The sequence below is a fragment of the Pseudomonas azerbaijanorientalis genome, from assembly GCF_019139795.1.
Classification (GTDB): Bacteria; Pseudomonadota; Gammaproteobacteria; order Pseudomonadales; family Pseudomonadaceae; genus Aquipseudomonas; species Aquipseudomonas laurylsulfatiphila.
Genome location: NZ_CP077078.1, coordinates 5,816,057 through 5,829,236, shown reverse-complemented (window position 1 = coordinate 5,829,236; position 13,180 = coordinate 5,816,057). Strand labels below are relative to the sequence as shown.

Below are 13,180 nucleotides of genomic sequence, written 5' to 3'. Positions count from 1 at the left end.
AGATGCTGGATAATAAAGCATGACCCGCTTGACGGCTAGCGCCGTCGGAGACCCTTGCAATGCCTGATCAAGATGTACGCTTGCAACACCTGAAAGTTTGGCTCGATGAACAATTGACGACCCTTTTTGCCGAGCAGGGCTGGGGCGTCGTACCCCCGGCCACGTTGACCGCGGCCAGCAGCGACGCGAGTTTCCGGCGGTATTTCCGCTGGGAAGGCGATGGCAGAAGTTTCATCGTGATGGACGCGCCACCGCCCCAGGAAAACTGCAAACCTTTCGTGGATATCGCCTTTTTGCTGGCGAAATCCGGAATAAATGTGCCGAAAATTTATGCCGAAGACCTCGAGCGCGGGTTTCTTTTGCTCAATGACCTGGGCAACAAGACCTATCTGGACGTCATCGACAGCGAAAACGCCGACGGTTTGTTCAACGATGCCCTGCAGGCGTTGCTGGCTTTCCAGCAGTTGCCGATGGTTGCGCCGCTGCCGAGCTATGACGTGGCATTACTGCGTCGCGAACTGGAACTGTTCCCCGAGTGGTACGTGAAGCGCGAATTGGGCATCGAATTCGACGCGGCGCAGCAAGTGCTCTGGCAGCAGGTCAGCGATCTGTTGATCGACAGCGCCCTGGCACAGCCAAAAGTCCTGGTGCATCGCGACTACATGCCGCGCAACCTGATGCTTAGCGAGCCCAACCCCGGCGTGCTGGATTTCCAGGATGCGGTATATGGCCCGGTGACCTACGACGTGACCTGCCTGTTCAAGGACGCTTTCCTCAGTTGGCCAGAGGAGCGCGTACACGGGTGGCTGGAAAGCTACTGGCAGCAGGCGGGGGCGCTCGGTATCCCGGTTCAGCCCGAGTTCGAGGACTTTCTGCGGGCCAGCGACTTGATGGGCGTGCAACGTCACCTGAAAGTCATCGGTATTTTCGCGCGCATCTGCCATCGCGACGGCAAACCGCGTTATCTGGGCGATGTTCCGCGTTTCTTTGCCTATATAGATGCCGTGATCGCTCGCCGCCCCGAACTGGCCGAGCTGGATGTGCTGCTGGCCAGCCTGCGTGCCGGAGTGAAAGCATGAAGGCAATGATTCTGGCCGCGGGCAAAGGCGAGCGCATGCGCCCGCTGACCCTGACCACGCCCAAACCGCTGGTGCGTGCCGGCGGCGTGCCGCTGATCGAGTATCACCTGCGGGCGCTGGCTGCCGGGGGGTTCACCGACATCGTGATCAATCACGCCTGGCTCGGTCAGCAGATCGAAGACTATCTGGGCGATGGTTCGCGCTATGGCGTGAGCATTCAGTACTCGGCGGAGGGTGAACCCCTGGAAACCGGCGGCGGGATTTTCCGCGCCTTGCCGTTGTTGGGGGATGAAGCCTTTGTGGTGGTCAACGGCGATATCTGGACCGATTACGACTTCAGTGTGCTGCACCAACCCATCAACGGCCTGGCGCACCTTGTGCTGGCCAGCAACCCGCCGCATCATCCGGCCGGGGACTTCAGCCTGGTCGGAAGCCAGGTGCACGACGGTCAACCGCAGGCTCCTACCCTGACCTACAGCGGCATCGCCGTGTTGCATCCGCAGTTGTTCGACGGTTGCACCGCAGGGGCCTTCAAACTCGCGCCGCTGTTGCGCAAAGCCATGGCTGACGGGCTGGTGACCGGCGAGCAGTTGAGGGGGCACTGGGTCGATGTCGGTACTCACGAGCGTCTGGCCGAAGTTGAAACATTAATAGAAGCGAGCCGCTGACATGCTGTGGCCAGGGACTCTTATCGGAGCCGGAGCGGGCTTTGCCATAGCCAGTATTCCGGGGGCCATGCTCGGCGCGTTGTTGGGGCAGGCGCTGGACCGGCGCTTGCACCTGCAGAGCTGGGGGCATTTGCGGGAAAAACTGGGCGGCCGCCCGGTGCTGCGCAACGATGAATTGCTGTTTGTCCTGCTGGGACGCCTGGCCAAGTGCGACGGCCAGGTCATGGCCGGGCACATCGAACAGGCCCGGGCGGAAATGCGCTCGCTGGACATGTCCGGGCCGGCTCAGCGCCGTGCAATTGCCGCGTTCAACCGTGGCAAGTCGGGTCGCGACCGGCTACGTGGTTATCTGCGTCGCCTGAGTGCCCAGCCCCATGCGGCGGAAGGCGTGTTACGCGCCTGCTGGCGAATGGTCTGGGCCGATGGTCGTGCCGGCAGCGGTGAGCGTGAGTTGATCCGCCAGTGGGGGCAGTGGCTGGGCTGGACGCCGCATCAGGTACAGGCGTTGGCCCACGATTATGAGCCGCAGAAGCGGCCATTGGGCAACAGCGTGCCAAGCTATCAGGACGCCTTGAAGTTGTTGGGGGTGTCGGCCACCACTGAACCGGCGCAGATCAAGCGTGCTTACCGGCTCCTGCTCAGTCGCCATCATCCGGACAAGATCGCCGGCAGTGGCGCGACGGCGACGCAGGTTCGTGAGGCCACCGAGCGAACGCGTGAACTGCATAGTGCCTATACGCTGATTCGGGAGCGGCGGGACTTTCGCTAGCCCGGAAAACTTGCGTCGCCAGTGATACCGCTATCGCGAGCAAGCTCGCTCCCACAGGTTTGATGTCGTCCGCCATTTCGTGATCGGCATAAAACCTGTGGGAGCGGGCTTGCTCGCGAATGAAGCGCCTCGGTCTGTCAGTCTGTCGCAGGCTGCGGACTCAACCAGCCCCGCACCCGCCGGAACAATTGCTCCTGCTCGGCCTTGCTATCGGGCAAGGCCTTGAGCGCGACCTGGCTGAACGTCGAGGACTTCAAGCGTTTGCTGGCCTGCAGACGTTCCAGCGCGGCGTTGCGGTCCAGCGCTTTGTCTTTGTAGTAAATATCGGCGGTCGGCAGTTTCAGGGTCGGGGTCAGTTCCGCCAGCTCGGGCTTCGCTGCCAGCGGTGTGCGGGTGGCGACCATGACCAGTTTCTCGACTTGCGATGGCTGCTTCTCGCTCAGGTAGCGCGCTGCCCAATAGGCGCCGGTACCATGCCCCAGCACCACGATGCTACGGGCGCTTTGTTGTTCGGCAAACGCGATCGCGGCGTCGATCCGGGCGAAGATGCGCTCGGCATCTGCTTTGGATTGTTCTTCGGTGGTTTCGGCGATGGCCTTGTCGGCCACATCGGCCTCGCCTCCGGCCACCTGTTCGATCGGGGCTGCGGTGGTCGAGTCCTTGCTGTCGGCTTCGGGGGCTTTGGGAGCCGGAGTTGCCTCCACGATTCGTGGCGCAATGGCATCGCTTTGCAAGTCCGGCAAGGTGATACTCAGGCTGCTCCACTCGGCGTCCGGCAATTTGCGCCGCAAAGGACCGACTGCTTGCGGCCAGTCAACGGTTTCGCCGGCGCCCGGGATGATAATCACCGCGCCTTTGGGTTCGGCGGTATTGGCCGGTTTCCACAAGGCCAGAAACGTCTCGGTGCCCGCTTGCAGTTGTTGCTGTTCCTGAGCCGGGATTTTTCGCTCAAGGGCAGCCGCTTCTTCCTGACTACGCTCAGGCAGTGGCTGACGTTCGAGTGGTTTTTCTTCGGCGGCCTTTTCTGCTGCGACAGGCGCCGGTTCGGCCGCCTCGACGGAAAAAGCGCAAGGCAGGATCAACGACAGGCACAATGCTGGCAGTGCCAGGCGGTAGACAGGGGGCATCGGATATTCCAGGCCAGAAGTTGTTCCGGCAGCCTAATGGGTTGGTCAGTATTTGTCAGTGTGTGAGAGTTCAATGATGCGTTTTCGCTGCCTGTGGGTTATCGGCTGTTTGTGGTTTCCCTTGATGGGTTGGGCGGCAGTCGTGCCCCCGGCGTACGTTGCCCAACTGACCCCGAAACAACAGCACTGGCTGACGCAGCAGGGCGAGTTGCGGGTCGGACTGGTGTTGCAGGCACCCTATGCGCAATACGATCGCCGCTTGCAGCGCCTCTCCGGGGTGAATGTCGACTTGATGAAGCGCCTGGCAAAGACCCTCAATGTCGAGCTGAGCTGGCGCAACTTTTCCGACCTTGAACAACTGGAAGCTGCCGCACGCGAAGGCGAAATCGATATCGCCCCGGGATTGACCCAGACACCTGGCGGGCTGCGCCTCTGGCAATTCTCCGACCCCTACATGCGGGTGCCGCAACTGGTGGTCAGCGACCAGAAAAGCGCCGGGGCGATCGAACTGGAAAAGCTCGACAGCCAGACCCGCGTCGCCGTACGCATGCCCAGCGCCATCGCCGATTACCTGCGCAGCAACTATCCGCACCTGAATCTGCAAGGCGTCCCGATGGAGCGCCAGGCATTGCAGTTACTGACGGGCCAGCAGGCGGCTTATGCGGTGGTCGATGAAGCGCAGTTGGGGCGCCTGTCCGTCGAACCGGAGTTTGCCGGGTTGGTGGTAGTCGGGGATGTCGGCCTGCCGCAGCTGCTGCGGGTAGCCACGCGTCGCGACAAACCGGAACTGGCGGGTATCGTCGAAAGCGCATTGCGGGCGATTCCGGCCAAGGATCTGGAGCAATTGCACAATCAATGGCTGCAGCCCAAGTATCCACGTCTCACCGAGTCGCGGGGGTTCTGGCAAAACCTTTGCCTGTTGCTGGCCGTGCTGGCGTTGAGTTGCGTAGCCATCGTGTTCTGGCAGCGTCGCCAGCAGCACAGCCTGGAACAACGCCTGATGGCCGCGCAGGAGGACATTGCCTTGCGTGCCGCCAGCGAAGAGGCGCTGCGGCTCACCCAGTTTTCCATCGATCAAAGCACCGTCGGCATCCTCTGGGTCAACTGGGACAGCCATGTGCGCTACGCCAATCGTGCGGCGGAAAGCATGCTCGGCTATCCAGCCGGCGCGATCATCGATCGGCCCTTGATCGATTTCGAACCCGGCCTGCACATGGATCGTTGGCTCAATCTGTGGAAGCGTGCCCGGGCCAGTGAAGAAGGGCCGCAAAGCTTCGAAACCAACTGCGTGCGCGCCGACGGCAGCATCCTGCCGACCGATGTTTCGTTGAGTTTTCTGCGTTTTCGCGATGGCGAATACCTGGTGGTTTACCTCAACGATGTCACCGAGCGGCGCCGCGCCCTGGCCGCTTTGCAGGAAAGCGAGGCGCGCCTGCAAGGCATCGCCGCCAACGTTCCGGGGCTGGTTTTCCGCCTGGAGCGGGCACCGGTGACTGGCCAGATCGACTTTGCCTACATCAGCGAAGGCAGCGAAAGCCTGGTGGGTTATTCACCGGCCACACTGGCGCATCGCGACAAAGGCCTGCGCAGCCTGGTGCATCCGGATGACAAGGCCAGTTATCACCAGACCCAGGACCATGCGCTGGATACCGACAGCGACTGGTCGTGGCAAGGGCGAATCCTCACGCGTCAGGGTGAGCAGCGCTGGGCGGAAATCAAGGCCATCACCCGTCGGCTGGAAGATGGCGCCTATGTCTGGGACGGCATCGTCTGGGACATCAGCGAGAGCAAGCGCATCGAGCTTGAGCTGGCCAGCTCCCGAGAACAACTGCGCGAGCTGTCCGCGCACCTGGAAAGCGTGCGCGAAGAGGAAAAAGCGCGCATCGCTCGGGAAGTTCACGATGAACTGGGGCAGATGCTGACCGTGCTCAAGCTGGAAACCTCCATGTGCGAACTGGCTTACGCGCAACTTGATCCGGGCCTTAACGAGCGCCTGGGCAGCATGAAACGCCTGATCGCCCAGCTCTTCCAGTTGGTTCGCGACGTGGCGACTGCATTGCGCCCGCCGATTCTCGATGCCGGCATTGCCTCGGCCATCGAATGGCAGGCCCGTCGATTCGAGGCGCGTACGCAGATTCCGTGTCTGGTGCAGGTGCCGGACAATCTGCCGGTGCTCAGCGATGCCAAGGCCATAGGCCTGTTCCGGATCCTTCAGGAAGCACTGACCAATGTCATGCGCCATGCTCAGGCGCATACTGTTGAACTGACGTTGGCACTGGAAGGCGACGAGTTGTGTCTGACGGTCGCCGATGATGGCGTAGGATTTGTAGCTGCGCCTGGCAGGCCAACGTCCTTTGGGATCGTCGGAATGCGTGAGCGGGTGTTGATCATGGGGGGTGAGTTATCCCTTGAGAGTGAGCCGGGTGAAGGCACGACGCTGAGTGTGCGCGTTCCGCTGGATGCAGCCTGAACAGGTTGTGTTGACTGTACCGACGCCTTCGTCGGAACGCCGCCCGGAGCAAGCCCGCTCCCACAATGTTTTGTGTAGATGCCCAAATCCAATGTGGGAGCGGGCTTGCTCGCGAATGATCTTGAATCTGGAGAAGAACGTGATCCGTGTACTGGTAGCCGAAGACCACACCATTGTCCGCGAAGGCATCAAGCAACTGATTGGCCTGGCCAAGGACTTGCTGGTGGTGGGGGAGGCGAGCAACGGCGAACAGTTGCTCGACACCTTGCGTCATGTGCCCTGCGAAGTGGTGTTGCTGGACATCTCCATGCCGGGCGTCAATGGCCTGGAGGCCATTCCGCGGATTCGCGCCCTGAACAATCCGCCGGCGATCCTGGTGTTGTCGATGCACGACGAAGCGCAAATGGCCGCCCGGGCGCTGAAGGTCGGGGCCGCCGGTTATGCAACCAAGGACAGCGATCCGGCACTGTTGCTGACCGCCATTCGCAAAGTGGCGTCAGGCGGGCGTTATATCGACCCGGAACTGGCCGACCGCATGGTCTTCGAGGTCGGCCTGACCGACTCGAGGCCATTGCATTCGTTGCTCTCCGAGCGCGAATTTTCAGTGTTCGAACGCCTGGCCCAGGGCGCCAACGTCAACGACATTGCCCAGCAACTGGCACTGAGCAGCAAGACCATCAGCACCCATAAGGCGCGGCTGATGCAGAAGCTCAACATCACCTCACTGGCGGAGCTGGTGAAGTACGCGATGGAGCACAAGCTGCTCTAAAGCACACCGCTGTCCCATGTGGGAGCGGACTTGCTCGCGAAAGTAGTGTGTCAGTTGACATATTTGGGCCTGATCCACCGCTTTCGCGAGCAAGCCCGCTCCCACAGAGATGTGTTGGCATGTCCATTTGCGACATCCTGCAAACCCGCTTTTGCCTTTACTTGCGGCTTGCAGCTGACCGCCGGTCACTGCGTTTGCCAAAACGCGCCATCCTTGTAGGGCAATCCCTACCCCCAGCCTTCCATCCGGCTGAGGCGAATCTCTCTTGCCCCCCGATTTGCGTGGTCTTCAGCGTCCACTAGGCTTAACCCCACAGCAGTCATCAATAACAAAGGTGTGGGTATGAGCCAGGTCGATTCAAGCGCAGGGGCCAATGATGTTCTGGTCAGCTTTCGTGGAGTGCAGAAGAGCTACGACGGCGAGAACCTGATCGTCAAAGACCTCAACCTGGACATTCGCAAAGGCGAATTCCTCACGTTGCTCGGGCCGTCCGGCTCCGGCAAGACCACCAGCCTGATGATGCTCGCCGGCTTCGAAACGCCGACCGCGGGCGAAATCCTGTTGGCCGGGCGCGCCATCAACAACGTGCCACCGCACAAGCGCGACATCGGCATGGTGTTTCAGAACTACGCCTTGTTCCCGCACATGACGGTGGCCGAGAACCTGGCGTTCCCGCTGACCGTGCGCGGCATGAACAAGAGCGACGTCAGTGCCCGGGTCAAGCGCGTGCTGAGCATGGTCCAGCTCGACAGCTTCGCCCAGCGTTACCCGGCGCAGCTCTCCGGTGGTCAGCAACAGCGTGTGGCATTGGCCCGTGCGCTGGTGTTCGAGCCGCAACTGGTGCTGATGGACGAACCCCTCGGCGCACTCGACAAACAACTGCGTGAACACATGCAGATGGAAATCAAGCACCTGCACCAGCGCCTGGGCGTCACCGTGGTCTACGTGACCCACGATCAGGGCGAAGCCCTGACCATGTCCGACCGTGTGGCGGTGTTCCATCAGGGCGAAATCCAGCAGATCGCGCCGCCGCGCACCCTGTACGAAGAGCCGAAAAACACCTTCGTCGCCAACTTCATCGGCGAGAACAACCGCCTCAATGGCCGACTGCACAGTCAAACCGGCGACCGTTGCATTGTGGAACTCGGACGCGGTGAGAAGGTGGAAGCCCTGGCGGTCAACGTTGGCCAGACCGGCGAGCCGGTGACCCTGTCCATTCGTCCGGAACGAGTGAGCCTCAACGGCTCCAGCGACCAATGCGTCAACCGCTTCTCCGGGCGGGTCGAGGAATTCATCTATCTGGGCGACCACGTCCGGGTGCGCATGGAAGTCTGCGGCAAGACCGACTTCTTCGTGAAACAGCCGATTGCCGAGCTTGATCCTGCGCTCGCCGTCGGAGACGTGGTACCGCTTGGCTGGCAGGTCGAGCACGTGCGCGCGCTTGATCCTCTTTTAGAGGCGAACTGATCGCCCCGGCAATACCAACACCAACCCTGCACGTGGAGAGAACAATAAATGTTGAGATCCCTGAAATTCACCGCTTTGGCACTGGGCATGATGGGCGCGGCACACGCAATGGCGGCCGGCCCTGACCTGACCGTGGTGTCCTTTGGCGGGGCGAACAAGGCGGCTCAGGTCAAAGCCTTCTACGCACCGTGGGAAGCGGCAGGCAACGGCAAGATCGTGGCCGGCGAGTACAACGGCGAAATGGCCAAGGTCAAGGCCATGGTCGACACCAAGAGCGTGTCCTGGGATCTGGTAGAGGTTGAGTCGCCGGAATTGTCCCGTGGTTGCGACGAAGACATGTTCGAACAGCTTGATCCGAAGTTGTTCGGCAAGACCGAAGACTACGTCAAGGGCGCCATCCAGCCGTGCGGCGTGGGTTTCTTCGTGTGGTCGACCGTGCTGGCCTACAACGCCGACAAGCTGAAATCCGCGCCGACCAGTTGGGTGGATTTCTGGGACACCAAGCAGTTCCCGGGCAAGCGTGGCCTGCGTAAAGGCGCCAAGTACACCCTGGAATTCGCTCTGATGGCCGACGGCGTTGCGCCGAAGGACGTCTACAAAGTGCTGGCCGGCAAAGACGGTCAAGACCGCGCGTTCAAGAAGCTCGATGAGCTCAAGCCGAACATCCAGTGGTGGGAAGCCGGTGCACAACCGCCGCAATACCTTGCTTCCGGTGACGTGGTCATGAGTTCGGCCTACAACGGCCGGATCGCTGCCGTGCAGAAAGAAAGCAACCTGAAGGTCGTGTGGAACGGTGGCATCTACGACTTCGACGCATGGGCCATTCCAAAAGGTCTGGATGCCAAGCGCGCTGAAGCGGCGAAGAAGTTCATCGCCTTCTCGGTGATGCCACAGCAGCAGAAGACCTACTCGGAAAACATTGCCTACGGCCCGGCCAACACCCAAGCCGTGCCGTTGCTGGCCAAGGATGTCCTGAAGGACATGCCGACCACCCCGGAAAACATCGCCAACCAGGTGCAGATCGACGTCAGCTTCTGGGCTGACAACGGCGAGCAACTGGAACAGCGCTTCAACGCCTGGGCGGCGAAGTAACCAGAGGGCTCGCCCTCCTGTGAGGGCGGGCTTTTGTGGCGAGGGGGCTCGCCCCCGTTCGGCTGCGTAGCAGTCGTCAAACCATTGCATGCGGTGTATCTGATGCATCGGGAGCGCTGGTTTCAGGGCCGCTTCGCGACCCAACGGGGGCAAGCCCCCTCGCCACAAGTTCGCTCCCACTTTAACGATTGATCAAAGATTCCCGGAGTACGTCATGGCTATCGCCGTTCCCCTGAACGAGGGCACCAGCCCCACCTTGAAGCAGCGGCTCAAGCACGCCGAGCGGGTCAACCGCTGGAAGGCCCAGGCGTTGATCGCGCCGCTGGTGCTGTTTCTGTTGCTGGTGTTCCTGGTGCCGATCGTGGCGCTGCTCTACAAAAGCGTTGGCAACCCGGAAGTGGTCGGCGGCATGCCGCGTACCGTGACCGCCATCGCCAGCTGGGACGGCCGCGGCCTGCCCGCTGAACCGGTTTACAAAGCGGCGGCCGAAGACCTCGCCGAAGCCCGCAAGAACCAGACCCTGGGCGATCTGTCCAAGCGCCTGAACATGGAGCTGGCCGGCTACCGCAGTCTGCTGACCAAAACCGCCCGCGCCTTGCCGCTAGCCACCGAGCCGGCCTCTTATAAAGAAGCGCTGGAAGGCCTCGATGAGCGCTGGGGCGACCCGGCCTACTGGCAAGCGGTGCGCCGCAACACCAGCAGCATCACCCCGTATTACCTGCTGGCGGCTGTCGATCATCGCATCGACGACCTCGGCGAAATCGCCCCGGCCACCCCGGACCAGGCGATCTACCTCGACATCTTCGCCCGCACCTTCTGGATGGGCCTGGTCATCACCGTGATCTGCCTGGTGCTGGCGTATCCACTGGCTTACCTGCTGGCCAATCTGCCGTCGCGCCAGAGTAACCTGCTGATGATTCTGGTGCTGTTGCCGTTCTGGACCTCGATCCTGGTACGGGTCGCGGCGTGGATCGTATTGCTGCAGTCGGGCGGCCTGATCAACAGCGGCCTGATGGCCATGGGCATCATCGACAAGCCGATCGAACTGGTGTTCAACCGCGTCGGTGTCTACATCTCCATGGTGCACATCCTGCTGCCGTTCATGATCCTGCCGATCTACAGCGTGATGAAAGGCATCTCGCCGACTTACATGCGCGCCGCGATTTCCCTCGGCTGCCATCCGTTCGCCAGTTTCTGGCGGGTGTACTTCCCGCAGACCTATGCCGGTGTCGGCGCCGGTTGCCTGTTGGTGTTCATCCTTGCCATCGGCTACTACATCACCCCGGCCTTGCTGGGCAGCCCGAACGATCAGATGGTCAGCTACTTCGTCGCCTTCTACACCAACACCAGCATCAACTGGGGCATGGCGACCGCTCTCGGTGGGCTGTTGTTGCTCGCAACGGTCGTGCTTTATCTGATTTACAGCTGGCTGGTGGGCGCGAGCCGCCTGCGCCTGAGCTAAGGGGAGAACGAAATGCTGAGTCCTTACATGTCGCCCATCGAACGGGTGTGGTTCTACAGCTTGCGGATTCTCTGCGGCTTGATTCTGTTGTTCCTGATCCTGCCGGTGCTGGTGATCATTCCGCTGTCGTTCAACTCCGGCAGTTTCCTGGTGTACCCGCTGCAAGGTTTCTCGCTGCAGTGGTACCACGATTTCTTCGCCTCGGCGGAGTGGATGCGTGCCCTGAAGAACAGCATCATCGTCGCCCCGGCGGCCACGGTGCTGGCCATGGTTTTCGGTACGCTGGCGGCGATCGGCCTGACCCGCGGCGATTTCCCCGGCAAGGCGCTGGTGATGGCGCTGGTGATTTCGCCGATGGTGGTGCCAGTGGTGATCATCGGTGTGGCCAGTTACCTGTTCTTCGCTCCGCTGGGGCTGGGTAACAGCTTCTTCTCGCTGATCGTGGTGCATGCGGTGTTGGGTGTGCCGTTTGTGATCATTACCGTGTCGGCGACCTTGCAGGGGTTCAACCACAATCTGGTGCGGGCAGCTGCGAGCCTGGGTGCTTCGCCGCTGACCACGTTCCGCCGGGTGACTTTGCCGCTGATCGCGCCGGGCGTGATCTCGGGGGCGCTGTTCGCTTTCGCGACGTCGTTCGATGAGGTGGTGGTGACGCTGTTCCTCGCTGGCCCTGAACAAGCGACCCTGCCACGGCAGATGTTCAGCGGCATCCGCGAAAACCTCAGCCCGACCATCGCCGCCGCCGCGACGCTGCTGATTGCCTTCTCGGTGATCCTGTTGCTGACCCTGGAATGGCTGCGTGGGCGTAGCGAGAAACTGCGTACTGCGCAGGTCTGACGCCGAACCCGGTAAAAATGTGGGGGCGGGCTTGCTCGCGAAAGCGGAGTGTCAGCTGATGTATAAGCTGAATGACACACCGCCTTCGCGAGCAAGCCCGCTCCCACAGGGGTTCCAGTGGACCATTAGTTCATTCACCGCCTGAATACCAGACAAACCCCAATCCCCAGCTACTATTGTGCCCAGCTCCCCTACCTATAAGAGGCTGCGCACATGAGTCTTTCCTCTTTCAAGATCGCTCACAAACTGATCACCGGCGCAGGTGCCATCGAGCAGCTGTCCGCCGAGCTGGCGCGCCTGGACATTGATAATCCGCTGATCGTCACCGATGCCGCCCTGGTCAAGTCCGGTACGGTAGAACTGGCGCTGGCGCAGTTGGGCGAACGCAGCTACGAGATTTTCGACCGGGTACTGCCGGACCCGGAAATCGCCATCGTCGAAGATTGCATGCAGGTGTATCGCGAGGGCGGGCATGACGGCCTGATCGGCCTGGGCGGCGGCAGTGCCATCGATATTGCCAAGAGCGTGGCGGCCTATGCCGGATACCACGGCGCGCTGGAGGATCTGTTCGGTATAGATCAGGTCCCGCGCAAAGGCCCGCCGCTGATCGCCATCCCGACCACGGCCGGCACCGGTTCGGAAGTGACCAACGTCGCTATCCTTTCCGACAAGGTCGCGCAACTGAAAAAGGGCATCGTCAGCGACTACCTGTTGCCGGACGTGGCGCTGGTCAGTCCGCAAATGACTCTGACCTGTCCGCGCAGCGTCACGGCGGCCAGCGGCGTCGATGCGCTGGTGCATGCCATCGAGTCCTATCTGTCGGTCAATGCCTCGCCGATTACCGATGCCCTGGCCATCGGCGCCATAAAGTTGATCGCCAAGGCCTTGCCCAAGGCCTACGCCAACCCGTCGAACCTGCAAGCCCGGGAAGACATGGCCACCGCCAGCCTGATGGCCGGCATGGCGTTCGGCAATGCCGGGGTCGGCGCGGTGCATGCGCTGGCGTATCCGCTGGGCGGACGTTTCAACATTGCCCATGGCGTGAGCAATGCCCTGCTACTGCCCTATGTCATGACCTGGAACAAGATGGCCTGCATCGAACGGATGCAGGATATCGCCGAGGCCATGGGCGTAAAGATCGCTCATCTGAGTGTCAACGAAGCGGCTGACAAAGCCGTGCAAGCCATGACCGAGCTGTGTGCCGCCGTGGAAATTCCCCAGGGGCTGCGCAGTTTTGGTGTACCCGAGGACGCCATCGCGTCCATGGCCGTGGAAGCGGCGGGGATCGAGCGCCTGATGCGCAATAACCCGCGCAAGTTGAGTGCCGTCGATATCGAGAAGATCTATCGCGCGGCGTACTAGAGGCGCTGCCGTCGATGGATGATGGCAGGGTCCAATCATCGCGCTCACGGTGCGCGCGTCAAAGCATGAGGTATACAA

At 61.5% G+C, this 13,180-nt stretch carries 11 protein-coding genes; 10 read left to right on the top strand and 1 reads right to left on the bottom strand.

Annotated elements, in window-relative coordinates; genetic code table 11:
• Positions 1-59: 59 nt before the first annotated feature.
• The 3 genes from KSS91_RS26230 to KSS91_RS26220 are packed head-to-tail and all read left to right on the top strand — an operon-like array spanning position 60 to position 2,516.
• A complete protein-coding gene (locus KSS91_RS26230; protein ID WP_217836516.1) occupies positions 60-1,079 on the top strand; it encodes an aminoglycoside phosphotransferase family protein in 1,020 nt (339 codons plus the stop codon).
• Entirely contained in the window at positions 1,076-1,747 is a 672-nt protein-coding gene (gene murU, locus KSS91_RS26225; protein WP_217836515.1) for an N-acetylmuramate alpha-1-phosphate uridylyltransferase MurU, read from the top strand. The genes KSS91_RS26230 and murU overlap by 4 nt, the downstream gene beginning before the upstream one ends.
• 1 nt (position 1,748) lies before the next feature.
• Complete coding sequence (locus KSS91_RS26220; protein ID WP_217836514.1) at positions 1,749-2,516, top strand: TerB family tellurite resistance protein; 768 nt, start codon at positions 1,749-1,751, stop codon at positions 2,514-2,516.
• Positions 2,517-2,653: 137 nt separating this feature from the next.
• On the opposite strand, the gene KSS91_RS26215 is transcribed toward KSS91_RS26220, so the two are convergent.
• Positions 2,654-3,643 carry an alpha/beta hydrolase family protein gene (locus KSS91_RS26215; protein ID WP_217836513.1) on the bottom strand — a complete coding sequence of 330 codons (990 nt, stop codon included), beginning with the start codon at positions 3,641-3,643 and terminating at the stop codon, positions 2,654-2,656.
• Positions 3,644-3,716: 73 nt separating this feature from the next.
• Between KSS91_RS26215 and KSS91_RS26210 the strand changes: the two genes are divergently transcribed.
• The 7 genes from KSS91_RS26210 to KSS91_RS26180 all read left to right on the top strand — a co-directional run bounded on the left by KSS91_RS26210 (position 3,717) and on the right by KSS91_RS26180 (position 13,102).
• The gene (locus KSS91_RS26210) at positions 3,717-6,113 is read left to right on the top strand and encodes a PAS domain-containing sensor histidine kinase (RefSeq protein WP_217836512.1); all 2,397 of its coding nucleotides are present in this window, start codon (positions 3,717-3,719) and stop codon (positions 6,111-6,113) included.
• 115 nt (positions 6,114-6,228) lie between these two features.
• On the top strand, positions 6,229-6,882 hold the full coding sequence (locus KSS91_RS26205; RefSeq protein WP_007993216.1) for a response regulator: 654 nt from the start codon (positions 6,229-6,231) through the stop codon (positions 6,880-6,882).
• Positions 6,883-7,224: 342 nt separating this feature from the next.
• Positions 7,225-8,349, top strand: a complete 1,125-nt coding sequence (locus tag KSS91_RS26200) for an ABC transporter ATP-binding protein (protein ID WP_015097056.1) — start codon at positions 7,225-7,227, stop codon at positions 8,347-8,349.
• Between the two features lie 48 nt (positions 8,350-8,397).
• Positions 8,398-9,441, top strand: a complete 1,044-nt coding sequence (locus tag KSS91_RS26195) for an ABC transporter substrate-binding protein (RefSeq protein ID WP_007980202.1) — start codon at positions 8,398-8,400, stop codon at positions 9,439-9,441.
• Between the two features lie 214 nt (positions 9,442-9,655).
• Positions 9,656-10,903, top strand: coding sequence for an ABC transporter permease (locus KSS91_RS26190; RefSeq protein WP_095964075.1), 1,248 nt, complete (start codon positions 9,656-9,658; stop codon positions 10,901-10,903).
• Between the two features lie 12 nt (positions 10,904-10,915).
• Positions 10,916-11,740: an ABC transporter permease gene (locus KSS91_RS26185; RefSeq protein ID WP_007980200.1), complete on the top strand. Its 825-nt coding sequence runs from the start codon at positions 10,916-10,918 to the stop codon at positions 11,738-11,740.
• Between the two features lie 213 nt (positions 11,741-11,953).
• Positions 11,954-13,102, top strand: coding sequence for an iron-containing alcohol dehydrogenase (locus KSS91_RS26180; protein ID WP_126047856.1), 1,149 nt, complete (start codon positions 11,954-11,956; stop codon positions 13,100-13,102).
• Positions 13,103-13,180 lie beyond the last annotated feature (78 nt).